A 26385-nucleotide genomic window follows, 5' to 3' on the forward strand; every position below is an offset into this window, starting at 1 on the left:
CGTAGCTTGGGAGTTGACGGAGCCGGAAATATGGCTCGTCACCAAGGAACCGATCTAGGAGGCAGGTATGAGCTTCCGCATCCTTCCCGCACACGGCTGGGGCGGCTGGGGCCACGGTGGCCGCGGAGGCGGCCGCGGAGGTCGCTACGGTGGCCGCTACGGCGGCCGATTCGGAGGTCGCTTCGGCAGGTATGGCCGTCGCTTCGGGCGCGGCTTCTTCGGCTACGGCTACTACCGCTGACCCAAAGCTCTGAGCTCAAGGCTGGCTCGCGCCCCGCGCGGGTCCGCCTTGCGGGTTAAGGCCCCACGGGCCTCGGCCCCGAGCAGCCCGATATGGCGTGACAACCATGCATCTGCGCAGCTCACGCCGGCGGCAGACGCGCATCGAAGCGTCGCCGGCGCCCCAACAAGGCACTGGGGAAACGCCGGTTGGCCGGAGTCTGTGGGGTCCTCAGGCGGATCCCACGATCCGTACCCGACGGGTGGGCATCCGGGAAGCCCTTCGCCGATTCTGGCCACTGACCCACGGTGACCGGCGCTGGATCCTCCTGGTCTGCCTGAGCGCCATCGTCGCCGCGCTCGCCGAGACCGTGGCCATCCTCCTCTTCGCCCAACTCACCGACCACGCACTACAGAAGGGCTCGGTCGACGCCTTCTGGCAGCCGGCCGGCCTCTGGCTCGGCGTCGCTGTCGTCGGCGCGGTGGTGGGCTATCTCGGCAACTCGCTCGCGGCCTGGACCGCCGAGCGCTTCGTCATGCGGCTCCGTGCCCGCACCTTCGCCCATCTCCAGGTGCTGCCGCCGCACTTCTTCCAACGCAACCGCCGCGGCGACCTGGTCGAGCGGATGACCGGAGACGTCGACGCCATCGAGGCGATGGTGGTCACCGGCCTCGTCCAGTTGGCCGCCGCCGCGTTCGGCATCGTCTTCTACGCCGGCGCCGCCCTCCTGATGCGCTGGGACCTGGCGTTGGTCACCTTCATCCTGGCCCCGGTGTTCTGGTTCGCCACCACCCGCTTCACCAGCCGCGTGAAAGAGGTCTCCCGCCGGGAGCGCGCCGCCGACGGCGCCATCACCTCGGTCGTCGAGGAGGGCCTGGTCAACGTCGTGCTGACACAGGCCTACAACCGGCAGCACGACGAGGAACAACGGCTCGACCGACAGGCCCGCAAATGGTTCAGGGCGTCGGTGACCAGCGCCCGCCTCAACCAGCTGTACACAGAGGTCGTCGAACTCCTGGAGACCCTCTGCGTACTGACGATCATCGGCCTCGGCGCATGGGAGATCTCCGCGGGACGGATGACGCTCGGCCAGCTGCTCGCCTTCGCCGCGTTCATCGGTTACCTCTACCCGCCGATCCGCTCACTGGGCCAACTCGGCCTCACCGCCACCGAGGCGACCGCCGGCGCGGAGCGCCTGCTGGAGATCCTCGACGCCCGCCCCGCCGTCAGCGACCCCCCGCCCTCCCTGGTCGCCCCGCCGCACCACCACCGCGCCCTGGGCGAAGTGGAGGCCCGGCACGTCGACTTCCACTACCCGGGCAGCCCCGCCGACGCCCTCGTCCTGCGGGACCTGTCCTTCAGCGCGGTCCCCGGCCAACTCCTCGTCATCACGGGCCCGAGCGGCGCCGGCAAGTCCACCCTGGCCGCGCTGCTGTTGCGCTTCTACGACCCCGACTCCGGCAGCGTCCGCCTCGACGACGTCCCGGTGGACCACCTCCCGCTCGCCCACGTCCGCCGCAACATCACGCTGTTGCCCCAGGACACCCTCGTCCTGCACGACACCGTCGAGGAGAACATCGCCTCCGGCCGCGTCCACTCCCGCGCCACCCACCACGAGGTCGTACGCGCCGCCCAGGCCGCCGACGCCGACGGCTTCATCTCCGCCCTCCCGGACGGCTACCAGACCGTCATCGCCCCGGGCACCGCACGCCTCTCCGGAGGTCAACTACAGCGCGTCGCCATCGCCCGCGCCGTGCTGCGCGACGCCCCGGTACTCGTCCTCGACGAGCCCACCACCGGCCTCGACGTCCTGGCCACCCAGCGCATCCTCACCCCACTGCGCCGCCTCGCCGAGGGCCGCACCACCATCGTCATCACCCACGACCTCGACCTCGCCGCGGAAGCCGACCACATCCTGGTCCTGGACCGGGGCCGCCTCGTCGAATCCGGCACCCACGCCCAGCTGCTGGGTCACCACGGCCTGTACACGCGGCTGTTCCTGGCACAGACGCCCGCGCGCGGATACGCCGGCGACCCGAACCTCAACCCGAACCCGAACCCGAACCCGAACCCGAGCCGTGCACCGGCACCGATCAGCGGCAACGGCGCGGCGCCCCCCTGGGTGCCGGGAGGCGCCTGACGCGCCCCGGCGCGCGGCGCGCAGCCCACCGTCACCCGACCGGCCGAACATCCCGTGCGACCCACTCGCCCCCTTGTTTGCATGTCCAGTGTGTCTGGAGGGCTCACTGCTCGGGCGATGCCTCCATCACCTGCGACGAGGAGGGTCGGATGCGGAGCAGTGACGAGACCGCCAGGGCGGGCCAAGGGGCGTCCGGCCTCAGCGCCTTCGTCCGCGAGGACGTGGAGAGCTACCTGGCGTCACACGCGGAGGACGACTACCCGGACGTGCTGGTGGAGCGGCTGCGGGAGCTGGGGGCCTTCGGGGCGACCGTGCCGGTCGAACACGGCGGCTCCGGGCGCCCGTCGCAGGAGGTGGCCCAGCTCAGCTATGAACTGGCACGCGGATGGCAGTCCCTGGCCGGACTGGTGGGCACACACCTGAAGCTCTGCCAGCAGATGCTGCGGCACGGGACCGAACAGCAGAAGCGAACGTGGCTGGCGCCCATGGCCCGCGGCGAGCAGGTGTTCGCGCGTGCCTACCACGAACGCGGAGTGGGGGACCCGGCGGCCGTGCGGACCACGGTCGACATCAGCGACGGCACCGGCCGGCTGAACGGGCACAAGAGCTGGGTGACCAACGCCCGGCACGCGGACCGGATCGTGGTCATCGCCCGCGCCGACGACGCCACCGTCGGCGTCCTGACGGATCCCCACCGGCCGGGTATCGACATCGGAGCCGAGCTCCCGCGCCCGGGCATGCTCGGGGTGTCACTGGCCGAAGTCACCTACCGGGACTACGCGTTCGACCCGAAGACGGAGGTGATCGGCGGCCCGGAACACGACCTCACCGACGCGCTGCGCACCTACGACGTCACCAGCTACGTCGCCCGTGCACTGGGCTCCGCCGACGCCGTCTACGAAAGCGCACTGCGCTTCGTACGGGAGACGGCCCACCACCGCTCGCCGGAGGCCCGGGGCGCCATCGGACTGCGGATGGGCGAGCTGTCCACCCAGCGATCGGCGATGCACGCGGTCTGGCAGTGCCTCACCGAGCAGCGCCCTCCGCTCACACCGGGCGCGGCGAAGGTCTTCTGCACCTCGGCCCTCCAGGAGCTCGTCCGCGCGGCCTCCGTACTGTGCGGGGGAGCCGCCTACGCCGGGACCCTGAACGCCTTGGGCCGCCACTACCGGGACGCCCTGGCACTACCGATCATCGGCACCCCCAACGACATCCTGCTCTCCCGGATCGGCGAACGGGAACTGGCCGGAGACGACACCTGAAGCTCTGCGGAGGGCGCGGGGCTACGGGTGCTTCCCGCTGCCCTTCCCCTCGCCCGCCCGGCCGTTCCCGGTCGCGTGGTGCGTGCCGCCGGGGTCGGTGTCGGGCGTGCCGTTGCCGGCGCCGCCGGTGTTCCCCGCTGTGCCGTTGCCGGCGCTCGCGGCACCCTTGCCGGGGCTGTCCGTGCCGGCCGTCGCCCGCGCCAGCAGCTCGGAGCAGTACGCGGCGACCTTGTCCTTTCCGCCGGCCGCCGTGACGAGCCGCTGCCAGGCCGTCGCGTCGAGTGCTCTGCCACGCCCTTCGACCCGCTTGTAGGCGCGGCAGTGGGCCTCGGTGTCCTGGGCGGGGGAGGGGCGGTCCGTGGGGCCGGTGCGGCCGGACGGCTTCGGGGAGGCCGTACCGCCCGGCTGGTCCGGGGCGACCACGGAGGGGTGCGCGGTCCCCCGGCCGGTGCCGGCACCGTCGCCGGACGAGCCTGCCGAACCGATGGCCGCGACCGCGACACCGCCCAGGGTGAGGCTGGCGAACGCCACGCCGAGCGTCAGCCGCACCGGGCGCCGGACACTCCGCTCCTCGCGCGGCCGCCAGTCGTCCCGGCGCCGGGTACGTGCCCGGCGCGCGCCCGCGCTGTGGGCGGCGGCCCGGAAGGCGGCCAGGGCCCGCTGCTCGGCCTCGGGATCGAGGCGGTCCGCGCGTATGGCGGCGCCCAGCGCCGTCTCCAGCGCGGCGGAGTCATGCGCGTCCCCCGGGCCGGACACGGTGCCGTCAGGGTGCCCATACCGGTGACGGACCGGAGCTCCGTCGCCGCTCAGCTGTTCACCCATGTCTGCTTCCGTTTCTGTCCGACCGTTTCGATGCGTCGAGGTGCCGGGTCGCGGCACCATCTGGCCGCCCACTGTCGCCCTCGTCGTTCATGTCGACTTCCCCAGCGTTCGGGAGGCCCCATCCGTCACACCCTCGTCCGCCCCGCCGCCGACGCCCAGCTGGCGGGCGAGACGTTTCAGGCCCCGGTGGGCGGCCGTGCGCACCGCTCCCGGACGCTTGCCGAGGACGCGTGCGGCGGCGGGACCGTCCAGACCCACCACGACCCGCAGGAGCACCGCCTCGGCCTGGTCCCGCGGCAGCCCGCGGACCAGTTCCAGGGCCTGCTCGGTGGAGAGGGACTCCAGGGCCTGGTCATGGGTGTCGTGCGGTCCGGGCAGGTGCAGCAGGTCCTGTTCGGTCCCGCCGGCCCGGGGCCGGACGCGCTGGCGGCGCAGATGGTCCAGGGCCCGGTGCCGGGCGATGGTCGCGGTCCAGCCGCGGAACCCCGCCCCGTCCCCCTTGAAACGTCCGAGGTCGCGGGCTATCTCCAGCCAGGCGTCGGAGGCCACGTCCTCCGCGTCGTTGCCGACCAGCCCGTGCAGATAGCCGAGTAGGCCCGGTTGCACGATCCGATAGGCCACCGCGAAGGCGGCCTCGTCGCCGTCCTGGGCCCGCGTGACCGCGGCGCCCAGTTCCCCGTCGTACGTCCGTGCGCGCCGGGGTTGCCCTACCTGGCCCAAAACTGTCCTCGTTCGCACCGGGTTCATAGTCGAGTCCGTGTCGCCGGCCGCGCCTCCGGTCGCATCGACGGCCCATGAGGAACAGCGTCCGCCCGCACGGAAGTGTCACAGCGGCCAGTGGTCCTTCACGCCGTCGTCGCGCCGCATGTGCTCACTCTTCGCCTGAATAACCTGGATCGCCCCTTTCCGGAGACTTCATCCGTCCTGTGCGGGCCAGGTGTAACACTTCCGGCCGCCCGCGCTCTTTCCCTGCGGGCGACCGCGTCGGTCGGCCAGGACAGGGGACACGACCAGTGCGGTGGACAGACGGAAGCGGACCGGGGTACGGCGAGGAGCCCTACGCCGGCGCCGGCCACACCTATGCGCATGGCCACGTGTACGCCCACGACCGCGCGTACACATACGACCACCAGTACGGCCACGAGTACGCCCATGGCCGCGAGTACCGAGGGGGCGTCACCACCGACACGACCTCGCCGCCCTGGGACGGGGTACCGCCCGTGCAGTGGACGCACCCGACGGAGCAGACCACGACGGCGTGGGAATTCCCGCACGGTGACGTCCTCGCAGAGCAGCACCCGGTGTTCGAGACGGAGCAGCACCCGGTGTTGGACACGGCGCAGCTCGCGGTACTCGACACGCACCAGCTCCCGGTGTTCGACGGCGCACCCGGCCACCCCGTGCCGGAACCTGACACGTCCCAGAGCGAGTCGGCGCGGCCCGTCTTCGTCGATTCCTCGGGGCGACGCCAGCGCCGCGTGCTCCGCGCCGCCCGGCTGCTGGTGATCCCGGCCGGCGGCTATGTCGCCGTGCTGATCAGCACGATGCTGGGCGGCCCCAGCATCAGCTCCCCGTTCGTCCCGCACGCGGACTCCGCGCACTCGGCCACGCCCACGGCGACCGCACCCGACTCCTCGTCCTCCTCGTCCGACGCCGGACACCCGGCGCGGAGCACGAGCCCCACCGCGGCGCGAGAGGCCTCCGGCCCCACCGACCGCTCGGCATCCTCCACCGCCCCCACGGCCCCCTCCCGGCCCACGGCTGCGCCCACCACGACCGCCGCCCCGACCCCGACCGCCACCTCTGCCCCCTCCTCCAGGGGACGCGGCCTCGGCTCGTCCCACAAGCGCGTGAAGTGATCCAAGGCCCCGACGTGACCGACCGCCGACACCGCAACGCTCCCGCCCGCCGCCACGGCCGCACCCGCCAGATCACACCCCGCGCCCACTGGCTCCTGCTGAGCGTGCTCGCGGTGACCCTGTCGACGGCCCTCTTGCTACAGGGCTACACCCACCACATGTTCGGGATCACATCCGACGCCGTGACCGGTGCCCGGGGACGGCACGGGGCGGTGCCCGGCCAGGTGACCCACGGCGGCCCCGTGATCGCGGACGCCGCCACCTCCGCGCACACCGCCCGGGTCAAGTACCGCACCGTCGCACTCACCTTCGACGACGGCCCCGACCCCGTCTGGACGCCGCGCATCCTGGACGCACTGCGCCGCAACCATGTGCACGCGACGTTCTTCGTCGTCGGAACCCAGGTAGTGGCCCACCCGGAGCTGGTCCGCCGGATCGTCGCCGAGGGCCACCAGATCGGTGTCCACACCTTCACCCATCCCGACCTGGCCCGGCTCGCCCCCTGGCAGCGTTCCCTGGAGCTGCGGGAGACGCAGCTGGCGGTGGCCGGCGCCGCGGGGGTCACCACCGCACTGCTCAGGCCGCCGTACTCCTCGCAGAACGACGCGCTCGACGATGCCGACTGGTCCGTCCTCAAGCAGGCGGACAGGGCGGGCTATGTCACGGCGCTCTCCACACAGGACGCCGAGGACTGGCAGCGCCCCGGTGTGGGCCGCATCCTCGCCCATGCCACACCCCGCGGCCACGCCGGGCAGATCGTGCTGATGCACGACGGCGGCGGTGACCGGTCACAGACCGTCGCCGCGCTGAGCGCCCTGATCCCACGGCTCAAGGCGCAGGGCTTCCGGTTCGCGACGGTCGGCGCCTCGGTCGGCATGGCCGGGCCGGTCCAGAGCGCCGGGCTCGGCGACCACCTGCAAGGCATGGCCCTCATCGAGCTGCTCCAGGCCGGCGACTGGACCGTGTGGCTGCTCGGCGTGCTGATGTTCGCGGCCGGCGCGATCAGCGTGCTGCGCGCGGCGGTCGTGCTGATCGCGGCCCGCCGGCACCGGCGGCTGCGGACGGGGCGCCACGGCCGGTCCTGGGGGCCGCCGGTGACCGAACCGGTCAGCGTCATCGTCCCCGCGTACAACGAGAGTGCCGGGATCGAGGCGGCCGTGCGCTCACTGCTCGCCTCGGACCATCCGGTGGAGATCATCGTGGTGGACGACGGTTCCACCGACGGCACCGCCGACCTGGTGGAGTCGCTCCACCTGCCGGGGGTGCGGGTGATCCGGCAGCAGAACGCGGGCAAGCCCGCCGCGCTCAACACGGGACTCGCCGCCGCCTCATGCGAGTTGGTGGTCATGGTCGACGGCGACACGGTCTTCGAATCCGACACCGTCCGCACCATCGTGCAGCCCTTCGCCGACCCCCGGGTGGGCGCCGTCTCGGGCAACGCCAAGGTCGTCAACCGCGGTGGCCTGCTGGGCCGTTGGCAGCACATCGAGTACGTGGTCGGCTTCAACCTCGACCGCCGCCTGTTCGACCTCGCCGAGTGCATGCCGACCGTCCCGGGGGCGGTCGGCGCGTTCCGCCGCCGGGCGCTGCTCGCCCTCGACGGCGTCAGCGACGTCACCCTCGCCGAGGACACCGACCTCACCATGGCGCTGTGCCGCGCCGGCTGGCGTGTGGTCTACGAGGAGAGCGCGGTGGCCTGGACGGAGGCGCCCGCGTCACTGAACGCCCTGTGGCGGCAGCGGTACCGCTGGTGCTACGGCACCCTCCAGGCGATGTGGAAGCACCGCGGCGCCTTGGTGCAGCGCGGCGCCGCCGGGAAACTCGGCCGCCGCGGCCTGGTCTACCTCCTCCTCTTCCAGGTCCTGCTGCCCCTGCTCGCCCCCGTCGTGGACGTCTTCGCCCTGTACGGGCTGCTCTTCCTCGACCCGGTCCGGATCATCGGGCTCTGGCTGGCCTTCCTGCTGCTGCAGTTTCTGATGGGCCTGTACGCGTTCCGCCTGGACGGGGAGCGGCCCGGCCCGCTGTGGAGCCTGCCGTTGCAGCAGTTCGTCTACCGGCAGCTGATGTACCTGGTGGTGATCCAGTCCGTCTTCACCGCCGTTTCGGGCTCCCGCCTGAGATGGCAGCGGATGGAGCGGTACGGCAGCCTCCAGGCCCCGGTGGCCGCGGAGGCGCCCGGAATGGACCTGCCTCCGCCAGCTCCCGGCTCCACGCACTCGGCGCCGTACGACGGCGTGCCGCCGCAGCAGACGCCGTACAACGGCGTGCCGCAGCAGACGCCGTACAACGGTGTGCCGCAGCAGGCGCCCTACGACAGCGTGCCGCAGCAGGCACCGTACGACCCCTTCCACCAGCTGGGACCGTACGACGGCCTTCAACAGCCCCCACCCCACAACGGTTTCCGGCCGCCCGCACCGCATGAGACATCGCAGTCGTACTGAGCATCCGTACCGAGAGGACAGTGATCCGAGCCCATGAGCGGACACCGCCGCCGACCGTCGCAGCAGTCCAACGGCGGCGCGCGTGCCGAGGGTGTCCGCACCACCGGCAACCGCGCCGCACGGAACCGGCCCACCGGAGAGGGCACGTCACGCCGTGCACGGAGAGCGGCGCCGGAGAAGAGACGGTGGATCGACTACCCGCACCGGGGCAGGACGGGCCTGCGCCGCTGGCTGCCGTCGAAGCGCCAACTGCTGGCGCTCTTCCTGTTCCTCTTCGGCAGCACGGCAGCGGCCGTCGGCTATGCCTACGCCACGGTCACCATCCCCGACCCCAACCCCACGACACTGCTCCAGAACAACGTCTACTACTGGTCGGACGGCACGGTCCTGGCGACCGACGGCAGCGTCAACCGGCAGAACATCCCGCTCTCGCAGGTCCCCGCGGACGTGCGGTGGGGCTTCATCGCCGCGGAGAACGCCTCCTTCTACACCGACCCGGGCATCGACCCGCAAGGCATCCTCCGCGCCGTCGTCCACATGGCCGAGGGCGACTCCGTGCAGTCCGGGTCGACGATCACCCAGCAGTTCGTCAAGAACACCTACCTGGACCAGTCGCAGACGGTGTCGCGGAAGCTGAAGGAACTGCTGATCTCCACCAAGATCGGCGCCGCCATGAGCAAGCAGCAGATCCTCCAGGGGTACCTGAACACCTGCTTCTTCGGCCGGCAGGCCAACGGCATCCAGGCCGCGTCCCGCATGTACTACGGCCTTCCGGTGCAGAAGCTCAACGCGAGCCAGGGAGCCTTCCTCGCCGCAGCGGTCAACGAGCCGAGCCTCTTCCAGCACGCGGACTCCGACCCCACGGCCAAGGCGACGGCGAAGGCACGCTGGTCCTGGGTGCTCGACCGGATGGTGAAGATCGGCAGGATGACGCCGGGGCAGCGGGCACGGTACGCGGCCGCGGGATTCCCGGCACCCAAGAAGTGGACCCTCGGTTCGGGTCTCCCGGGCCAGACCGGCTACCTGGTCCAGCTCGCCCGGTCGTACGCCCAGGCACACGACCCGAGCATCACCGACAGCAGCCTGAGCAGGGGCGGCTATCAGATACACACCACCTTCGACCGGAAACGGACCGCGGCACTGGCCAGGGCCGTCGCCAAGGTCCGTGCGGAACGCCTCGACCCCGCCCACCGGTCGGTCGACCGGGACGTCCAGGTCGGAGCCGCCTCGGTCGACCCCACGACCGGCCGGATCCTCGCCGTCTACGGCGGCCCCGGCTACGCCCACTCCCACTACTCGGACAACGCCGACACCTCCGGCGTCCCGGTGGGCTCGACGTTCAAGCCCATCGTGCTCGCCGCCGCGCTCCAGCACCAGGCCGTACTGCAACCCGGCAAGCCCCCGGCGCCGATCACCCCGGCCAGCAAGTTCAACGGTGACGACGGCATCAAGATCAAGGACCGGCAGGGCGACTACGTCACCGACGACAAGGACCCCACCGGCCTCCTCCACCAGCACAACGACACCCCCCGGCGCTGGGGCTACATCTCTCTGCGCAAGGCGATGGAGCAGTCGGTCAACACGCCGTATGTGCAACTGGGGGAGGACATCGGCTACCAGAACGTGGCGAGGACGGCGCAGACCCTCGGCCTGCGCCCCGGCAGCCTCGCCGCCCCCAGCGCCGGCTTCTACATCGGTACCTCGACACCGAGCGCCATTCGCATGGCAGGCGCCTACTCGACCTTCGCCGCCTCCGGGATGCGGGCCACCCCCTACTCGGTGACCAAGGTGACCCACAACGGCTCCGCACTGCCCGGCTTCACCGCCCCCACCCCCGTACGGGCGCTGCCGGCAGCCGTCGCCGACAACGTGACCGACGTCCTCCGGGGCGTGATAGCCCGGGGCACCGGCACCAAGGCCAAGGCCCTCGGCAGGACGGCCGCGGGCAAGACCGGTACCACCGACGACTACCGCTCGGCCTGGTTCGTCGGCTACACCCCCCAACTGGCCACCTCCGTGGTCCTCTTCCGCGAGGACGCGACCCACCCCCAGCTGCAATCCCTGGTGGGCGTCGGCGGCCTCCAGAAGGTGTTCGGCGGCGACATCCCCACCGACATCTGGACCCAGTACATGACCGACGCCCTCGCCGGCCTCCCCGACACCCCCTTCCCCGCCCCCGCCCCCCTCGGCCACGGCACCGACGAGCCGGGCGCCCCCACACCCTCCCCGTCCGCCACCCCCGACAAGAACGGCGGCAAGACCGACAAGACCGGCAGGACGGGCCGGACCGGCAAGAGGCCGGGCGCCACTGCCACCCCCACCCCCGGCGTTCCGACAACGAGCCCCAAGTGCCGCCACCACAAGTGCCGTTGACCACGAGCGAACACGAGTGAACACGAGCGGCCCGTTCGAGTCGCACGGAGCGCCGGTGTGCCAGGGTGGTGGCGAACTCGCGGGTGCCTACACGCATCCGGACCTGAGAGCGTTGGCCTGAGAGCGTTGACCTGGGGCGGGAGCGATGACGATGGCGATGCGGGCGGTGCCGCTGATGGGCGGACCGGTGGAGTTACGGGGTGCGCTGGACCTGGAGACGACGCCGGCGGGGGTGATGCCGCGCCGATTGCCCGCGTGGACCAAGGAGCAGTATCAGGACCCGTCGGTCTACGGGGTGACCCTGATGCCTTCGGGGGTGCGACTGGTGTTCCGCACGGATGCGCGTGAGGTGGAGTTCGACGTACTCACCTCCACAGGGCAGCTCGACACCGACCCCCGGCCCCGCCCCACCGGGATGCTGGAACTTCTGGTGGACGGCGCCCCGGCCGGCCGTCGGCAAGCACCGCTGGGCAATGTGGTGCGGATGGCGGGCCCTGGGGCCGTGCAGCGAACGATCCCTGGCGAGCCGAGCACCGTACGGTTCACCGGGTTGCCGACGGGCATGAAGACCGTCGAGCTGTGGCTGCCGCAGCAGACCCCCACGGAACTGGTGGCGCTGAGGGCCGACGGCGAGGTGCTGCCGCCGTTGCCGGACGGCCGGCGCCGCTGGGTGCACCACGGCAGTTCCCTCAGCCACTGCATCGAGGCCGACGGCCCCACCGGCACCTGGCCGGTGGTGGCGGCCGCACTCGGAGGCGTGGAGGTGATCAACCTCAGCCAGGCGGGCAACGCAGTGCTGGACCCGTATGTCGCCCGGACGATCCGCGATATGCCCGCCGACCTGATCAGCCTCAAGGTGGGCATCAACATCGTGAGCCTGGCCGCCTTCCGGCTGCGGACGTTCGGCCCGGCGGTGCACGGATTCCTGGACACGATCCGGGACGGGCACCCGGACACGCCGCTGCTGCTGATGTCCCCGGTGAGCTGTCCGGCGCTCGAGGAGACTCCCGGCCCGACCGCGACGGGCCCGGACGGGAAGATCACAGCCCTGGGCGACCCGACCGATGTGGCCGGCGGGGCGCTGTCGTTGTCGGTGGTCCGCGCCGAGCTGGCCCGGATCGTGGCGGCCCGGCGGGCCCGCGACCCCCACCTCCACCATCTCGACGGACGCGAGCTGCTCGGCCCCGACGAGGTGCATGACCTGACCGACGGCCTTCACCCCACCGCCGCCGCATACCGCCGCATGGGCAAGCGCTTCGCCACCCACGCCTTCGCGAACCACGGCCCCTTCCACTGAACGACAGGTGCCGCTGAGCGACCGGGGCCGCTGAACGACAGGGGCCACTGAACGACAGGGGTCGCTGAACGACAGGGTTCGCTGAACGACCGGGGCCGCCGAGCGAAGGCTCCGCGCCTGCAACGGGCGCGGAGTGTCCACAGGCGGTGGACAGGGCGAAAGGCCCCGACAAGTACGGCGACGGGCGATCGATGAGGGGGCTCTCCACCTGCCCGGTGGAGAGCCCCCTCCTAGTGAGCCATGTCACTTGCCGGAGGTGCATAGCGGGGCAGGGGCCAGTGCCTTTATTCAGGGTGTAGGGGCGTGTTGAGGTGAGGGGGGCGCTGATGGGGCAGTTGCGGGCCGATGAGTTCGACCGGTTCGTGGCGGCTCGGTGGTCGGCGTTGCTTCACCTGGCGCGGCTGTTCACCGGTGGAGACCGGCACCGGGCCGAGGATCTGTTGCAGGAAGCGCTGGTCAAACTGTGGTTTGCCTGGCCGAAGGTGGCCAAGGAGGCGCCCGAGGCGTATGTGCGCAGGGTCCTGGCCCGTGCTGCGGCTCGCTCGGCACGGCGTCGCTGGTGGGGCGAGCACCCTGTGGACCAGCTGCCCGACCCGCCCGAGGTGGCCGACGAGACCGCCGCCGTGGACGAGCAGACCCGTTTGGAGGCCGTGTTGGCGTTGCTGCCGGCGCGGCAGCGGGCTGCGGTGGTGCTGCGCTACTACCAGGACCTGCCCGAGCGGGATGTCGCGGAGGCACTGGGCTGTCCAGTGGGTACCGCCCGTTCACTGACGACCCGCGGCGTTGCACGGCTGCGTCAGCTTCTGGCTGAGGCAGAGCCGGTGGAGTGAAGAGGGAGCTATGGATCACTTCGAGCAGGAGCTGGCGCGGATGATGCGCGACAGCCAGGAGGACACGCTCTATGAGGACCGGCACCGCGACCGACTGCACGCCGGCGTTCGCGCACGCCGGCGGGCTCGAGCGGCCTGGACGGCCACCGGATCCGTGCTGACCGTTGCCGGACTCGGAGTCGGACTGATGGTCCTGCCGAGCTCCTTCGCTCAGGACGGCCCCACCGGCCCTCAGCGCCGCCCCGGCACCCCCGCCGAGTCGGTCCCGATGCCGTCGACACCCCGCCCCGCGCCCGGTGCCACGAAGGCGCCGCTGCCGACCTGCACGTCAACCACCCGGCCGGTTCCGATGCCGACCTGCGCCTCGACTACCGGCCCCGTGCCGATGCCGTACGGTCCCTCAACCGCCGAGCCGGTTCCGACGCCGACACGAACCTCGACCGTCAGGTAACGCCCTGGCCGCGTTCAGGCGGTCCCGATGGGTGTGTAAGGAAGCAGCCCGGTGTCCGTACGCCCGGGCGAGAGGGAGACGGCGACTTCGTTTGCGCGCGCACCGCGCCCTGGGCAACCAAGCCGGCCACGGGGTGCTGCCTCGGAACCCGCCGTGCGGGCGAGCTCCGCGCCGTACAGCCGCTACGTATTCGTTGATCCTCAAGACCGTCGTCTCCCGGCCCTGAAAGTGGCGGGAGGCGCAGGAGGCACTGTGCTCACCGCGTTCGCCCGAGCGTTCAAGACGCCCGACCTGCGCAAGAAGCTGCTGTTCACATTGGGCATCGTCGTGCTCTACCAGATCGGAACGCACATCCCGGTCCCAGGGGTGAGCTACGCGAACGTCGAGTTCTGCATGAAGCGGACCCACGCCGACAGCGGGTTGTTCGGCCTGGTGAACATGTTCAGCGGTGGAGCGCTGCTACAGATCACGATCTTCGCGCTGGGGATCATGCCGTACATCACGGCGAGCATCATCCTCCAGCTGCTGACCGTGGTCATCCCCCGACTGGAGGCCTTGAAAAAGGAAGGTCAGTCCGGCCAGGCGAAGATCACCCAGTACACCCGCTATCTGACCGTGGCGCTCGCCGCCCTGGAGGGCACCGCCCTGGTAACCGCGGCCCGCGCCGGTTCGCTCTTCCAGGGCTGCACGCGCCAGATCGTGCCCGACGACTCGGTCTTCACCACCATCACGATGGTGATCACGATGACCGCCGGCACCTGCCTGACCATGTGGCTCGGTGAGCTGGTCACCGACCGCGGTATCGGCAACGGCATGTCGATCCTGATGTTCATCTCGATCGCCGCCCGCTTCCCGGGCGCGCTGTGGCAGGTCAAGCTCCAGGGAACGCTCGCCGGCGGCTGGATCGAGTTCTTCGCGGTGATCCTGGTGGGCCTGACGATGGTCGCCCTGGTGGTCTTCGTCGAGCAGGCCCAGCGGCGCATCCCGGTGCAGTACGCGAAGCGGATGATCGGTCGCCGGTCCTACGGCGGTACGTCCACGTACATCCCGCTCAAGGTGAACCAGGCCGGTGTGATTCCCGTCATCTTCGCGTCATCGCTGCTCTCCATCCCGACGCTCATCGCACAGTTCAGCGGATCGAAGGCGGCATGGGCGACCTGGATCGCCACCAACTTCACCAAGGGAGACAGCCCCGTTTACATCGCCGCGTACGTCACGTTGATCGTGTTCTTCGCCTTCTTCTACGTCGCCATCAGCTTCAACCCCGAAGAAGTCGCCGACAACATGAAGAAGCACGGTGGCTTCATCCCGGGCATCCGGGCCGGTCGCCCGACGGCCGAGTACCTCAGCTACGTGCTCAACCGGATCACGTGGCCGGGCTCGCTGTACCTGGGGCTGATCGCGCTCGTACCCACAATGGAGTTGGTGCTGTTCGACGCGAACCAGAACTTCCCGTTCGGCGGGACGAGCATCCTCATCATCGTGAGTGTGGGCTTGGAGACCGTGAAGCAGATCGAGAGCCAGCTTCAACAGCGCAACTACGAAGGGTTCCTCCGCTGATGCGAGAGCCGCCAGCGAATGGGTCCGGACGTTCTGGAGTGCTTGGATCCGTCCTGACCTGCGGCGGTGTGGGGCTGGGGGCAGGTGACGGACAGCGCTGGACAGGGGTGAATGAGACCAGAACTGACACCCAGAGTGCAGTCATACTCGCTTGACGACGATTGTGTCCGGGACGAGCTTATCCAGGTCATCCACGTCCGAGGTGAAGACGGTGACCTGCCCTTTCTGCTGTCGCGCGATGACGGCGAGCATGGCGTCGATCGCGTACTTGTGGCCGCGGAGCTTGGCGTCGGCCAGGAGCCGACGGGCCTGCCGGGCCTCGTCCTTCCCGATGTCGGCGACTCTGAGTCGCGAGAGCACCCAGTCCCAGCGCTGCTCGGTGGTTCTGCCGTCGTACGCCTCGACCAACGTCATCGGAGACGTCACCACGTCGGCTTCACCCCGGGCCGCAAGGTCCAGCCAGGCGATCATCTTGCGGTCGCCGCGCACGGCGAGGGACAGGGCCTCGCAGTCGAGTACGAAGACGCGTAGTGGACGCTGCCCGTACTCACCGGCCCGCTTCTTCACGCGGCCTCTCCGGCGTTGCGCTTTCCGGCCACGTGGCGGCGCTCGTGCTCGGCGTCGAGATCTTCCAGTTCCGCGAGTGCCGCCGCGCGCTCGTCCTCGGTGACCGAACCGTGTTCCTCCTGCAGCCAGTCGACGAGCTCCAGCAGCCGGTCCCGGTCGCGCTTGAATCGCAGTGCCTCGGCAACATATGCCGAAAGTCCCCGCTCAGCCGCCTCGGCACGGATCTCGTCCAGGAGATCCTCGGGGATCGTCACCGTCACCTTCTTGGTCGCCATACAAGAGACCATACTCTTGGTGTAAGGGCCCCTACCAGAGGGCTGCTGCGATCTGTAAGACCCAGGATGCCAATGGTCAATCCGTGAGCCTTTCCCGCGCATGATTGCCGGGTCATGCCGCTTCACTCGGTCATCTCGTGCCGTTCACTCATACCGGCGCATGCATTGGCGGATGCGCTGTCCTTCGGACCGGTCGCCGGAGGCTGAGTGCAAAGTCAGAGGGCGGGCTGTGCAAACGGCCCGCCCTCTGGGCTGCCGTGCGCCTCGGAACGAGCTGGTGGGACGGATTTTCGTCCCGCCGTGCAGAACAACCAGATCTGCAACCACGTTCCGTCGCGCTCGGCGGTCTCGCGGTGTATGCGATCTGCGCCACCCTGAGCCGTGAGATGACGCGAGGATCGAGAGGGGGCGGCTGCCCCGTGCTCTGTGTCTCGCCCCGGCCGCTGGCGCACAGGCGGGGTCAGTCGTGGGGGCTCTCCGACCACGCCCCCCGCACGGTATAGAGCACTCCGCCCACGATGAAGGCGCCGGCGGCGGCTGCCCATGCGGCGGGCTGCGGCCCCGGTTGCACGGGCCAGGCCCAGATCGTGGCGGCTCGGCCGGGGACGCCATCGCCTGCCAAGGACATCGCGCCGAGATACGCGACCGTCGGCAGCCAGCTCAGCCGGGCGCCGATCACTGTGGCGGCCGCCGCAGTGATCCCCACCGCCCCTGCAAGGTTGCGGACCATCGCGGGAGCACCGAACTCCTGCGTGTGCCCTGGCATGGTGAGCGCCAGTGTGCCGGCGGCGAGGGCGGTCAGCGCCAGCAGATGGGCCAGCCGCCGGGGCCACGCGGGGCGCGCGGCCGTCCGGTCCAGCTCCGCGGAGTGCTGACGCAGGCTGGTGCCGATCGCCGCGGCGGCGAGCATCGGCGCGAGTACCACCAGCGGCACGCGCTGGAACGAGTCGGTGGAGGTGTTCAGCTGGTGCGCGCAGACGGCGGCTAGGAGCGCAGCGCCGAGGAGCGTGGCCACGGTGAGCGGCAGCGCACGCGAGCGGCAGTAGAGGACGAGCCCGTACGTCGGTGGGTAGGCAGCTGTTTTGGGCCTCATAGGGCGGGTACCCCGCTCACGTCGCAGCGGCCCGCGGTCGCGAAGTAGCGGCCGAGCCAGGCGCGCCGCTGGTCGTCGCGCATGGCCGTGAGGTGGGACAGCGCCCGTGCGCCGGCTTGGGCATCGGCGGTTGCCGTCGCGTTGCCCCACTCGCGGGCAGTCTCCTCCGCTGTCTGCCGTCTGCGCTCACTGAGGCTGTTGGAGGCCAGCCAGTCCCGTACGGCGTCGTCGGTCCTCTGGGTCGGGAAAGTGTCGCAATCGCGCGACGTCAGGGCTGCCGCGGCCTCCCACGCGAACTGCTCCGGTTCGGCCAGCGCACCGCGGACGACGCTCTGACCGAGGGAGAGCGTGGGCAACTCCGCCTCGCCGCTGCGGGGGGCGCGGTGCAGGTCCTCGAAGCGGGTGGGGGCGTTCGCCACTCCGTCGAGCCGGCTGGTGATTCCCGACAGGGCACGCGAGACCTCCGGCAACAGACCGCGGTTCAACGCGTTGACGCACACGCGCGGAGACGAGTCGTCACACACCTCAGCCTTCCCGGCGGGATCCAGGTGCCACATGTCCTCGCCTGACCGCATGAGGGGCACGGCCGCGGCGGCCGCGATGGCCAGGGCCGGAAGCGCGGCGTACCAGTGACGGCGGGCGGCGTATGCGAGGACCGCCGCAGCGGCGATACCGGCCGTCCACGCTGCCATCGCCAACGGCTGCCACCAGACCGGCAGTGCGTCGCCACCGCCGTGGGTCGTGGCCGGGCTGAGGAAGCGGAGCGCTGACTTCTGGTGGGTGGGCAGGGCGAGTGCCACATAGGCGAGGCCGGCGAGGGCCGGCGCGGCCAATCGCCACCGCACGAGACGCCCAACGACCATTCCACCCATCGTCATCGCGGCCAGGAACATCGCGTCCGCTGCCGGCAGGGAGGCGTGCGGCCGGCCGGACGAGACGTACGGCCAGGTGGCCGCCAGTGCCCCGGCCGCGGCGAGTACGTATCCGGCGAGGACGCCGAGTACCACCGGCGCCGCCGACACCAAGAACTGCGCAAGCGGGCCCCTGGTGCCGGAGACCCGCAGCTCCGTCGTGCGTGACCGGTGCTCCCGGCCACCCTGCCAACACCCGGCGGCTGCGGCCAGGGGGCCGCCGAGCAGTACGGCTGCGATATGCAGTTGCAGCTGCGTATGGCCCCAACTCCCTTGCCAATAGGCTGCCTTGGCCGCCAGTGACAGAGCGGGAGTGAGGAACGCCGCGAGCGCGGCCCAGCGGGCAGGGCCGCTGCGCACCTCGGCGTACAGCGGGTGGCGAGTGCGGCGGTCCGGCTGCGGAGTGCCGGCGACGGACGGCCGGGAAAGGGTCGGTGTGCTCATCGGTGTGCTCCTGCGGTGGTTGCCGCCTCGGCGCGGTGGCCGCGCAGGGCTGCCGTGTAGCCGCGCTCAATGGCGTTGCCCCCGATTCCCGCGCCGTCCACACTCTCGCCGAGCTCGGTGAGTGAGGCGGGCGTACCGCGATAGGCCACCCGTCCGGACTCGACGAGGGTCACCTCGGTGCACGCCACGGCCACGTCCTCCACCAGATGGGTGGAGACGACAACCGTGCTTTCGCCGCCCAACTCCTGTAGTAGTGAGCGGAATTCGACGCGTTGTTCAGGGTCCAGTCCGGCGGTCGGTTCGTCGAGCAGCAGCACGGCCGGATCGTTGACGATGGCCTGCGCGATACCGACCCGCCGCACCATGCCGCCCGACAGCGTCTTCACCTTGGCATCGATTCGGTCCATGAGCCCGACCCGCGCGACGGCACGCTCGACCGCCGCCCCGGCCTCGGCGCCCGGCATCTCCTTCAGCCAGGCGACGTACGCGACGAACTCCCGCACGGTGAAACCGGGGTAATACCCGAAGTCCTGTGGCAGGTAGCCGAGTCTGCGTCGGGCCGCCGCCAGCTCCCGGTGGCCGGACAGGTCATGACCCAGCAGTTCCACGCGTCCGCCGTCGGGGCGGGCGACCGTTGCCAGTACCCGGATCAGGGAGGTCTTGCCGGCGCCGTTCGGGCCGAGCAACCCGTGTACTCCGGGGCTGAAGTCGAGGTCGATGCCGTCAAGGGCGACGGTCTTGCGGTGCCGGACGCTCAGCCCGGTGACGCTTATGGTGGTCGTGGCGGTCACAGATTCTCCAGACGGTCGAAACGCAGGCCCCGGCCGGAGCCCGGGCTGAAGTCGAAGGAATGGCGGCGCAGGGCGAGCACACCCGCGCAGAGCGCAGCGGCCACCGCCCAACCTCCTTGCACGGAGACCCCAGAGAGGTACTGCGCCAGTTGCTCGGCGAGCGCGGTCACCGGGAGAGTCCTGCCGTCGCCGCTGTCTCCCCCGCCGTCGCCGGGCACCGAGAACACGGGCAGCAGTACCGCGAACGTCCAGCCTGCGGCGACGATCCCAGTGGCGGTCCGGCATCCGACGTATGAGCCGAGCGCGAGCGCTCCCAGCGCCAGCGCCAGCGCCGGCAACAGCCAGGCCGCGGCGCCGGGCATCCCCGGGGGGCCCGGCAAGAAGGCACCCACGGCGGTGAGCAACGGCAGGCTCACCCCGAGAACAGCGGCGGCCCTGGTAAGCAGAAGGCGCAGGCCGCCGGACGGCGTCGTGGCGCTGATCTCGTACATCGGATCGGCATGCGGCCCGTACGAGAGCGCGACGCCGGCGAGCGGCAGCACGGGGGCGAGCGCGAGCAGCAGGGGACGCGCGCCGTCGAACCCGGCTCCATACGCCAGTCCTGCGGCTGCGGCACACACCAGCAGCAGCGCGACGACCCACGATCCCCGCAGCGCCGGCCCGGCGGCCCAGAGCGTGCGGCCGAGTCGACGGTTGAGGGAGGGAGAGGGGTGGTGGGCGGCGCCCGCGGCCTCGTGCGCCTCCGCCTCCGCAATCGCGAGTAGCACCGATCCCCGTATCTCTGCCAGTACCGCCGTCGCGCCCCCCGTCGCGCCGACCGCCCTCGACACCGTGGTCGCGCACGGGGTGCATGCCTCCAGGTGCTTCTCCAGGGACCACGTGTCGGGCTCGGGGAGGGACCCTGCCGCGTAGCGCGCGCTCATCGCCGCGTCCACATGCCATGCCGAGGCGGCGGCATTCCGGCCCCTCCCACCCGGGTCTTCGTCTTTCCACGTCATGCAAGGTCTCCCAACGGCATGCCACCATCGGACAACTGGGACAAGAGAGTGCGGAGTTCGCGGCGGGCCCGCATTGCCCGGGACTTCACCGTGCCCTCGGGTATCCCGAGCAGCAGCGCGGCTTCGCGTGTGGTCAGCCCGTCGACGACGGTGGCGCGCAACACCTCGCGCAGCTCCGGGGAGATCCGGTCGAGGGCGGTGCCCACTTCCCCGTACTCAAGCCCGGCCAGGACCCGGTCCTCGGCGGACGGCGCAGCCGTCGCCGGCTCGTACTCGACCCGCTCGGCCCGTGCCTGCGCTCGCTGCGCGTCCACCAGCCGCCGCGCCGCGATCACCCACAGCCAGCCGCCGGACTCACCGCCCCGGTAGGTGCCGGCGGACCGCCACACGGTGACAAAAGTGTCCTGAAGGACCTCGCGCACGGTCTCCGGGTCCCCGCACCGCCGCGTCAGCCGTGCGTGCAGCCAACCTGCGTGCCGGTCGTAGAGCGTGGCCAGCGCAGCCTGATTCCCCCGGGCCACGGCACGCAGCAGCACCGTGTCGTCATCTCGGTCTGCCCCCATGGGGCGGAACAGTCTCACGCCCTCTCTATCGCTCGGCGGACCGCATCTGGTTCATGAGGCATGCGCAAAGGGCGCTGGACGAAGACTTGCCTCCGCATCCGGAAGAACCGCCTGCGGCCGAAGTACGAGCATGGCTGCGGTGACAGATACGGCCGGAAGCCCGGCCAGTGCCCGGAGCGCATCCGCAGGGAACACAAGAACACCAAGTCGCGTGCCGGCCGCCGGGCGGTCCCTCTGCCGGGCCCGCTGGGCGGCCCGCTCAGCCCGAACACGGACTACCACGACTGGAAGCGCCTGCACAATGTCGCTGCGGTGCGGGACGGCCGACTTCATGACGCACGTCACACCGCCGGAACGGTGCTGATGCTGCTGGGCGTCCCGGATCGGGTCATCGACCAGATCATGGGGTGGGAGCCGGGCGGCGCCGCGTGGATGCGCGCGCGGTACCTCCACGTGCCGGACCACCTGCTCAAGGAGGTGGCCCAGAAGATCGGAACGGCGATCTGGGGAGCCCCGGAAACAGCCCTTGTGGACAAAGACCAGGACAACGAGGGCTGAGGAACGTCGAAGGGCCCCACCGCGAACGGTGGGGCCCTTCGACATCGTGCCCGGTGAGAGCACTGGCGGAGGATACGAGATTCGAACTCGTGAGGGGTTGCCCCCAACACGCTTTCCAAGCGTGCGCCCTAGGCCACTAGGCGAATCCTCCGCCGCAAACAATACAAGACGTTGGGGAGTGCTCGCGAACATGATCCGGGGGAGGGGGTGGAGGTGGGGGTGTGGGAGGGGAGTGGGTTCGTTTGTCGGGCGGGGGATCCGCTAGGGTGGGGGGCAGCCCCTCACGTGGCGCTATCTGACTGAACTCCCCCAGGGCCGGAAGGCAGCAAGGGTAGGTCGGCTCTGGCGGGTGCGTGGGGGGCGCCTGCGTTTGTGGGGCGGGTCGGTTGTCAGTGGGGCCCGATATCGTCGTATGCGTGTCGTCCCTTGCGCTGTACCGCCGCTACCGACCCGAGACCTTCGCCGAGGTCATCGGGCAAGAGCACGTGACCGACCCGCTGCAGCAGGCGTTGCGGAACAACCGGGTCAACCACGCGTATCTGTTCAGTGGGCCGCGGGGCTGCGGCAAGACGACCAGTGCGCGGATCCTGGCGCGGTGCTTGAACTGTGAGGAAGGTCCCACTCCCACGCCCTGCGGGACGTGCCAGTCGTGCGTGGACCTGGCCAGGAACGGGCGGGGCTCGATCGATGTGATCGAGATCGACGCCGCGTCGCACGGTGGCGTGGACGACGCCCGTGAGCTGCGGGAGAAGGCGTTCTTCGGGCCGGCGAGCAGTCGCTACAAGATCTACATCATCGACGAGGCCCACATGGTGACCTCGGCGGGCTTCAATGCGCTGCTGAAGGTCGTCGAGGAGCCGCCGGAGCACTTGAAGTTCATCTTCGCGACGACGGAGCCCGAGAAGGTCATCGGGACGATCCGGTCGCGGACCCACCACTACCCGTTCCGGCTGGTGCCGCCGGGGACGCTGCGGGAGTACCTGGCGGAGGTCTGCGGGCGGGAGGACATCCCGGTCGAGGACGGCGTGCTGCCGCTGGTCGTGCGGGCCGGTGCCGGTTCGGTGCGTGACTCGATGTCCGTGATGGACCAGCTGCTCGCCGGGGCGGGCGCCGACGGTGTGACGTATGCCATGGCCACGGCCCTGTTGGGGTACACCGACGGGTCGCTGCTGGACGCCGTGGTGGAGGCGTTCGCCGCGGGGGACGGGGCGGCGGCCTTCGAGGTCGTGGACCGGGTCATCGAGGGCGGCAACGACCCTCGGCGGTTCGTGGCCGACCTGCTGGAGCGGCTGCGGGACCTGGTGATCCTGGCGGCGGTGCCGGACGCGGGGGAGAAGGGGCTGATCGACGCCCCCGCCGACGTCGTGGAGCGGATGACCGCGCAGGCGTCCGTGTTCGGCGCGGCGGAGCTGAGCCGGGCCGCGGACCTGGTCAATGCGGGTCTGACGGAGATGCGGGGGGCGACCTCGCCCCGGTTGCAGCTGGAGCTGATCTGCGCGCGGGTGCTGCTGCCCGCGGCGTACGACGACGAGCGGTCGGTGCAGGCACGGCTCGACCGTCTGGAGCGTGGGGCGGGCGCGGCCATGCTGGCCGGTGCCGGTGCCGGTGCCGGTGCCGGTGCCGGTGTTGTGCCGGGTGTCGGGGGCGGCGTGGCGCCGGGTGTGGCGCCCGCGGAGGCCGGTGGTGGGCCTGCGGCCGGGTATGTGCCGGGGCCGGAGGCGCATCCGCCGATGCCGGCCGCGGGGCCGTCCGGGCCGGCGGCCGCGCGGGCCGCGGTGCGCGGGGCCGGGGCCGCGGGGAGTGCGAGCGGTGCGGGTGCTGCGGGTGGTGTGGCTCCTGCGGCTTCTGCGAGTGGTGTCGGGGCGTCCGCCGGGGCCGTCGGGCCGGTGGGGGGTGCCGGCGGTGTTGGTGGTGCTGGCGCGGAGGGGCCGGTCGCCCCGGCTGCCGCTGCGCCGGCTCCTGGTGATTCGGCTCCGGGGGCTCCGGCTCCGGGGGCTCCGGCTCCGGCAGGTGAGGCCGCGGCGGCGCGGCCCGGGGCGTGGCCCGGTGGTGCCGGCCGCGGAAACGGTGCCGGTGGTGGCAACGGGGGCGGGGCCCGGCAGCCCGGTGGCTGGCCGACGGCCGTGGCGCCCGGGCAGGGCGGTCCGGGGCAGCAGGGCGGTGCGTCCGTACCGCAGCCGGCGCAGGGCGGGCCGGCGGCCGGTGGTCCCGCGCCGGTACAGCAGCAGCCGGCGCAGGCCGGGGTGGCTCCCGGGGCGGCGCAGGGCGCGGCTCAGGTGCGGCAGATGTGGCCGGAGATCCTGGAGGCGGTGAAGGACCGCCGGCGCTTCACCTGGATCCTGCTGAGCCAGAACGCCCAGGTCTCCGGCTTCGACGGCACGACGCTACAGATCGGTTTCCCCAATGCCGGTGCCCGTGACAGCTTCGCCAACGGCGGGAGCGAGGACGTCCTGAAGGACGTGCTCGCGGAGCGCTTCCAGGTGCAGTGGCGGGTCGAGGCGATCGTCGATCCGTCGGGCGGCGCCAACCCGCCGGCCGGGGGCGCCCCCCGTAGCGGCGGTGGCGGGTTCGGCGGCGGCGGTGGTTTCGGCGGCGGGGCGCCTGCCGCACCGCAGCAGTCCGCTCCGCAGTCGCCGGCTCCGCAGGGCGGCCCGGCAGGGTCCCCGCAGGCCGGCGGGCCGTACGGGCAGGGCGGCGGCGGAGCCGGTGGTGGTGGCAGCCAGGGCGCCCGGATGGCGCGGGAGGCGGTCGCGCCGTCGGCATCGGCGGGCGGCGGGCAGGCTGCCCCCTCGCCGGAGCCCTCGTACACCCCGCCCGAGCCGCCGCCGATGTCGATCGAGTACGACATGCCGGCGGAGGACGACCCCGATCTCGTCGACTCGGCGCTCAGCGGCCATGAGCTGATCGTCCGGGAGCTGGGCGCGACGGTGGTGGAGGAGTTCAACAATGAGTGACCGTGGGCGTGCGCTGGTGCGCGCTCGTGCGTGGAGGAGTGGGCGTGCTTCGGCGGCGGGTGGGCGTGTGCCGGTGAGCGGGCGGATACGTGGTGCTGCGTAGCGGTTGCGGTTAGCGACGGTGCAGGGATGCCGGTGGGGGACCCATGCTCCGGGGCCGACCGGTACGCGGTGTACATCAGGCGTACACCCGTGCTCCTCCCTACGGCGTAGGGCGCTGGGCCCGTGAAACACGTAGGCTCGGGCTACCGCACCAATCGTTGTCGTACGGCAGGAGTCCCGTCGTGATCCCCGGTGGTCAGCCCAATATGCAGCAGCTGCTCCAGCAGGCCCAGAAGATGCAGCAGGACCTCGCGGCCGCCCAGCAGGAGCTGGCGGAGACGCCCGTGGAGGGCTCCGCGGGCGGCGGTCTGGTCAAGGCGACGGTGACCGGTGCCGGCGAGCTCAAGGGACTGGTCATCGACCCCAAGGCGGTGGACGTCGAATCCGCCGAGGAGACGGCGGAGACCCTTGCGGACCTCGTCCTGGCGGCGGTCCGGGACGCCAACGCCAGCGCCCAGCAGTTGCAGCAGCAGAAGCTCGGTCCGCTCGCCCAGGGTCTGGGTGGCGGTGGCATCCCCGGTCTCCCCTTCTGAGGAGTAGCCAACTAGCGTACGCAGCACGCCAGAAGAGAGAGAAGACGTTCCGTGTATGAAGGCGTGGTCCAGGACCTGATCGACGAGTTGGGCAGACTGCCCGGCGTCGGTCCCAAGAGCGCGCAGCGGATCGCCTTCCACATCCTTCAGGCGGAGCCGACCGATGTCCGCCGGCTTGCGAACGCGCTGATGGAGGTCAAGGCGAAGGTCCGGTTCTGCAACGTCTGCGGCAATGTGGCGCAGGAGGAGCAGTGCCGGGTCTGTCTGGACCCGCGGCGTGATCCGGCGGTCATCTGCGTCGTGGAAGAGCCCAAAGACGTCGTGGCGATCGAGCGGACCCGAGAGTTCCGCGGTCGCTACCACGTCCTCGGTGGGGCGATCAGCCCGATCGAGGGCGTGGGCCCCGACGACCTGCGGATACGGGAACTGCTGGCCAGGCTCGCGGACGGCACGGTCACCGAGCTGATCCTGGCCACCGACCCGAATCTGGAGGGCGAGGCCACGGCCACGTACCTGGCCCGCATGATCAAACCCATGGGCCTGAGAGTGACACGACTGGCGAGCGGACTGCCGGTCGGAGGCGATCTGGAGTATGCCGACGAGGTCACGCTCGGGCGGGCCTTCGAAGGGAGGAGACTTCTCGATGTCTGACGCCACGCTGCACAACGCGACACAGGACCCGGACGACTTCGCCGTTTCGATTTCCGACTCGATCGAGAGCTTCATCGTCGCCGTCACGGAGGTCGCCAAGGGCGACGAGCCGGACAGCGCGGTGCCCTTCCTGCTGCTGGAGGTCTCCCAGCTGCTGCTCACCGGTGGCCGACTGGGCGCCCACGAGGACATCGTTCCCGACGAGCGGTACGAGCCGGACACCGGCCCGGAGCCGGACGTGGACGAGCTGCGCGAGCGCTTCGCCGTCCTGCTCGACCCGGTGGACATCTACTCCGAGGTCTTCGACCCGTACGTGCCGCGTAGCGAGCCGGTCGCCTGCCGGATCTCCGACGACCTGGCCGACATCATCACCGACCTGCGCCACGGCCTGGCGCACTACCGGGCGGGCCGGGTCGTCGAGGCCCTGTGGTGGTGGCAGTTCTCCTACCTCTCCAACTGGGGCCCGACCGCCTCGGCAGCCCTGCGCGCGCTCCAGTCGCTGGTCGCCCACGTCCGCCTCGACCAGCCGCTGGACGCGCTGGACGGCCTGGACACCGACAGTGGACTCGACGGCGACGGTGACGAGGACCGGCTCGCGGAGGAGGCCGGGAAGGTCATGGCGGCGGAGATCGCCGGGCCGCTGGGGCTGCGCAGCACCTGAGCCCGGAAGTCTGTGACCTGGGTTACGTT

22 protein-coding genes, 1 tRNA gene, 1 other RNA gene and 1 pseudogene are annotated in these 26385 nt (G+C 71.1%); 15 read left to right on the plus strand and 10 right to left on the minus strand.

The window, feature by feature from the left end:
* Positions 1-67: 67 nt before the first annotated feature.
* The 3 genes from AB0C96_RS00805 to AB0C96_RS00815 all read left to right on the plus strand — a co-directional run bounded on the left by AB0C96_RS00805 (position 68) and on the right by AB0C96_RS00815 (position 3622).
* Complete coding sequence (locus AB0C96_RS00805) at positions 68-241, plus strand: hypothetical protein (RefSeq protein ID WP_362912223.1); 174 nt, start codon at positions 68-70, stop codon at positions 239-241.
* A 199-nt stretch (positions 242-440) separates the two neighbouring features.
* Positions 441-2360 carry an ABC transporter ATP-binding protein gene (locus AB0C96_RS00810; protein ID WP_362912438.1) on the plus strand — a complete coding sequence of 640 codons (1920 nt, stop codon included), beginning with the start codon at positions 441-443 and terminating at the stop codon, positions 2358-2360.
* A gap of 149 nt (positions 2361-2509) precedes the next feature.
* Positions 2510-3622, plus strand: coding sequence for an acyl-CoA dehydrogenase family protein (locus tag AB0C96_RS00815; RefSeq protein ID WP_362912225.1), 1113 nt, complete (start codon positions 2510-2512; stop codon positions 3620-3622).
* A gap of 21 nt (positions 3623-3643) precedes the next feature.
* Here AB0C96_RS00815 and AB0C96_RS00820 read toward each other — a convergent pair whose 3' ends face one another.
* Together AB0C96_RS00820 and AB0C96_RS00825 are read right to left on the minus strand one after the other, a co-directional pair.
* Positions 3644-4444 (minus strand): hypothetical protein, encoded by an 801-nt coding sequence (locus AB0C96_RS00820; protein ID WP_362912227.1) that lies wholly within the window; start codon positions 4442-4444, stop codon positions 3644-3646.
* Between the two features lie 87 nt (positions 4445-4531).
* Entirely contained in the window at positions 4532-5164 is a 633-nt protein-coding gene (locus tag AB0C96_RS00825) for an RNA polymerase sigma factor (RefSeq protein WP_362912440.1), read from the minus strand.
* A gap of 293 nt (positions 5165-5457) precedes the next feature.
* Between AB0C96_RS00825 and AB0C96_RS00830 the strand changes: the two genes are divergently transcribed.
* The 6 genes from AB0C96_RS00830 (at position 5458) to secY (ending at position 15255) form a co-directional block, all read left to right on the plus strand.
* Complete coding sequence (locus AB0C96_RS00830) at positions 5458-6303, plus strand: hypothetical protein (protein WP_362912229.1); 846 nt, start codon at positions 5458-5460, stop codon at positions 6301-6303.
* A gap of 14 nt (positions 6304-6317) precedes the next feature.
* On the plus strand, positions 6318-8744 hold the full coding sequence (locus tag AB0C96_RS00835) for a glycosyltransferase (protein ID WP_362912231.1): 2427 nt from the start codon (positions 6318-6320) through the stop codon (positions 8742-8744).
* Positions 8745-8777: 33 nt separating this feature from the next.
* Complete coding sequence (locus tag AB0C96_RS00840; protein WP_362912233.1) at positions 8778-11117, plus strand: transglycosylase domain-containing protein; 2340 nt, start codon at positions 8778-8780, stop codon at positions 11115-11117.
* A gap of 145 nt (positions 11118-11262) precedes the next feature.
* On the plus strand, positions 11263-12414 hold the full coding sequence (locus AB0C96_RS00845) for a lipase (RefSeq protein WP_362912235.1): 1152 nt from the start codon (positions 11263-11265) through the stop codon (positions 12412-12414).
* A 326-nt stretch (positions 12415-12740) separates the two neighbouring features.
* Positions 12741-13244 (plus strand): SigE family RNA polymerase sigma factor, encoded by a 504-nt coding sequence (locus AB0C96_RS00850; RefSeq protein WP_362912237.1) that lies wholly within the window; start codon positions 12741-12743, stop codon positions 13242-13244.
* A 703-nt stretch (positions 13245-13947) separates the two neighbouring features.
* The gene (secY, locus tag AB0C96_RS00855; protein WP_362912239.1) at positions 13948-15255 is read left to right on the plus strand and encodes a preprotein translocase subunit SecY; all 1308 of its coding nucleotides are present in this window, start codon (positions 13948-13950) and stop codon (positions 15253-15255) included.
* A 141-nt stretch (positions 15256-15396) separates the two neighbouring features.
* Here secY and AB0C96_RS00860 read toward each other — a convergent pair whose 3' ends face one another.
* The 7 genes from AB0C96_RS00860 to AB0C96_RS00890 all read right to left on the minus strand — a co-directional run bounded on the left by AB0C96_RS00860 (position 15397) and on the right by AB0C96_RS00890 (position 20897).
* Positions 15397-15822: a PIN domain-containing protein gene (locus AB0C96_RS00860; protein WP_362912241.1), complete on the minus strand. Its 426-nt coding sequence runs from the start codon at positions 15820-15822 to the stop codon at positions 15397-15399.
* Entirely contained in the window at positions 15819-16097 is a 279-nt protein-coding gene (locus AB0C96_RS00865) for a CopG family transcriptional regulator (RefSeq protein ID WP_362912243.1), read from the minus strand. The genes AB0C96_RS00860 and AB0C96_RS00865 overlap by 4 nt, the downstream gene beginning before the upstream one ends.
* A gap of 460 nt (positions 16098-16557) precedes the next feature.
* Positions 16558-17190 carry a hypothetical protein gene (locus AB0C96_RS00870; protein WP_362912245.1) on the minus strand — a complete coding sequence of 211 codons (633 nt, stop codon included), beginning with the start codon at positions 17188-17190 and terminating at the stop codon, positions 16558-16560.
* Positions 17187-18545 (minus strand): hypothetical protein, encoded by a 1359-nt coding sequence (locus tag AB0C96_RS00875; RefSeq protein ID WP_362912247.1) that lies wholly within the window; start codon positions 18543-18545, stop codon positions 17187-17189. The genes AB0C96_RS00870 and AB0C96_RS00875 overlap by 4 nt, the downstream gene beginning before the upstream one ends.
* Entirely contained in the window at positions 18542-19336 is a 795-nt protein-coding gene (locus tag AB0C96_RS00880) for an ABC transporter ATP-binding protein (RefSeq protein ID WP_362912249.1), read from the minus strand. The genes AB0C96_RS00875 and AB0C96_RS00880 overlap by 4 nt, the downstream gene beginning before the upstream one ends.
* The gene (locus AB0C96_RS00885) at positions 19333-20259 is read right to left on the minus strand and encodes a zf-HC2 domain-containing protein (RefSeq protein WP_362912251.1); all 927 of its coding nucleotides are present in this window, start codon (positions 20257-20259) and stop codon (positions 19333-19335) included. The genes AB0C96_RS00880 and AB0C96_RS00885 overlap by 4 nt, the downstream gene beginning before the upstream one ends.
* A 71-nt stretch (positions 20260-20330) precedes the next feature.
* Positions 20331-20897, minus strand: a complete 567-nt coding sequence (locus AB0C96_RS00890; RefSeq protein WP_362912253.1) for an RNA polymerase sigma factor — start codon at positions 20895-20897, stop codon at positions 20331-20333.
* 90 nt (positions 20898-20987) lie between these two features.
* On the opposite strand from AB0C96_RS00890, the pseudogene AB0C96_RS00895 reads away from it, so the two are divergent.
* Positions 20988-21455: pseudogene (locus AB0C96_RS00895) on the plus strand (tyrosine-type recombinase/integrase); the annotation flags it as partial.
* A gap of 63 nt (positions 21456-21518) precedes the next feature.
* Here AB0C96_RS00895 and AB0C96_RS00900 read toward each other — a convergent pair.
* A tRNA-Ser gene (locus tag AB0C96_RS00900) sits at positions 21519-21606 on the minus strand.
* Positions 21607-21728: 122 nt separating this feature from the next.
* Between AB0C96_RS00900 and ffs the strand changes: the two genes are divergently transcribed.
* The 5 genes from ffs (at position 21729) to AB0C96_RS00925 (ending at position 26356) form a co-directional block, all read left to right on the plus strand.
* Positions 21729-21823, plus strand: an RNA gene (gene ffs / locus AB0C96_RS00905) — signal recognition particle sRNA small type.
* Positions 21824-21871: 48 nt separating this feature from the next.
* Positions 21872-24409 carry a DNA polymerase III subunit gamma and tau gene (locus tag AB0C96_RS00910; RefSeq protein ID WP_362912255.1) on the plus strand — a complete coding sequence of 846 codons (2538 nt, stop codon included), beginning with the start codon at positions 21872-21874 and terminating at the stop codon, positions 24407-24409.
* Between the two features lie 284 nt (positions 24410-24693).
* On the plus strand, positions 24694-25044 hold the full coding sequence (locus tag AB0C96_RS00915) for a YbaB/EbfC family nucleoid-associated protein (protein WP_362912257.1): 351 nt from the start codon (positions 24694-24696) through the stop codon (positions 25042-25044).
* 51 nt (positions 25045-25095) lie between these two features.
* Entirely contained in the window at positions 25096-25695 is a 600-nt protein-coding gene (gene recR, locus AB0C96_RS00920) for a recombination mediator RecR (protein WP_362912259.1), read from the plus strand.
* A complete protein-coding gene (locus AB0C96_RS00925) occupies positions 25688-26356 on the plus strand; it encodes a DUF5063 domain-containing protein (RefSeq protein ID WP_362912261.1) in 669 nt (222 codons plus the stop codon). The genes recR and AB0C96_RS00925 overlap by 8 nt, the downstream gene beginning before the upstream one ends.
* Positions 26357-26385: the final 29 nt, after the last annotated feature.

The sequence above is a fragment of the Streptomyces sp. NPDC048506 genome (genome assembly GCF_040651315.1).
Classification (GTDB): domain Bacteria; phylum Actinomycetota; class Actinomycetes; order Streptomycetales; family Streptomycetaceae; genus Streptomyces.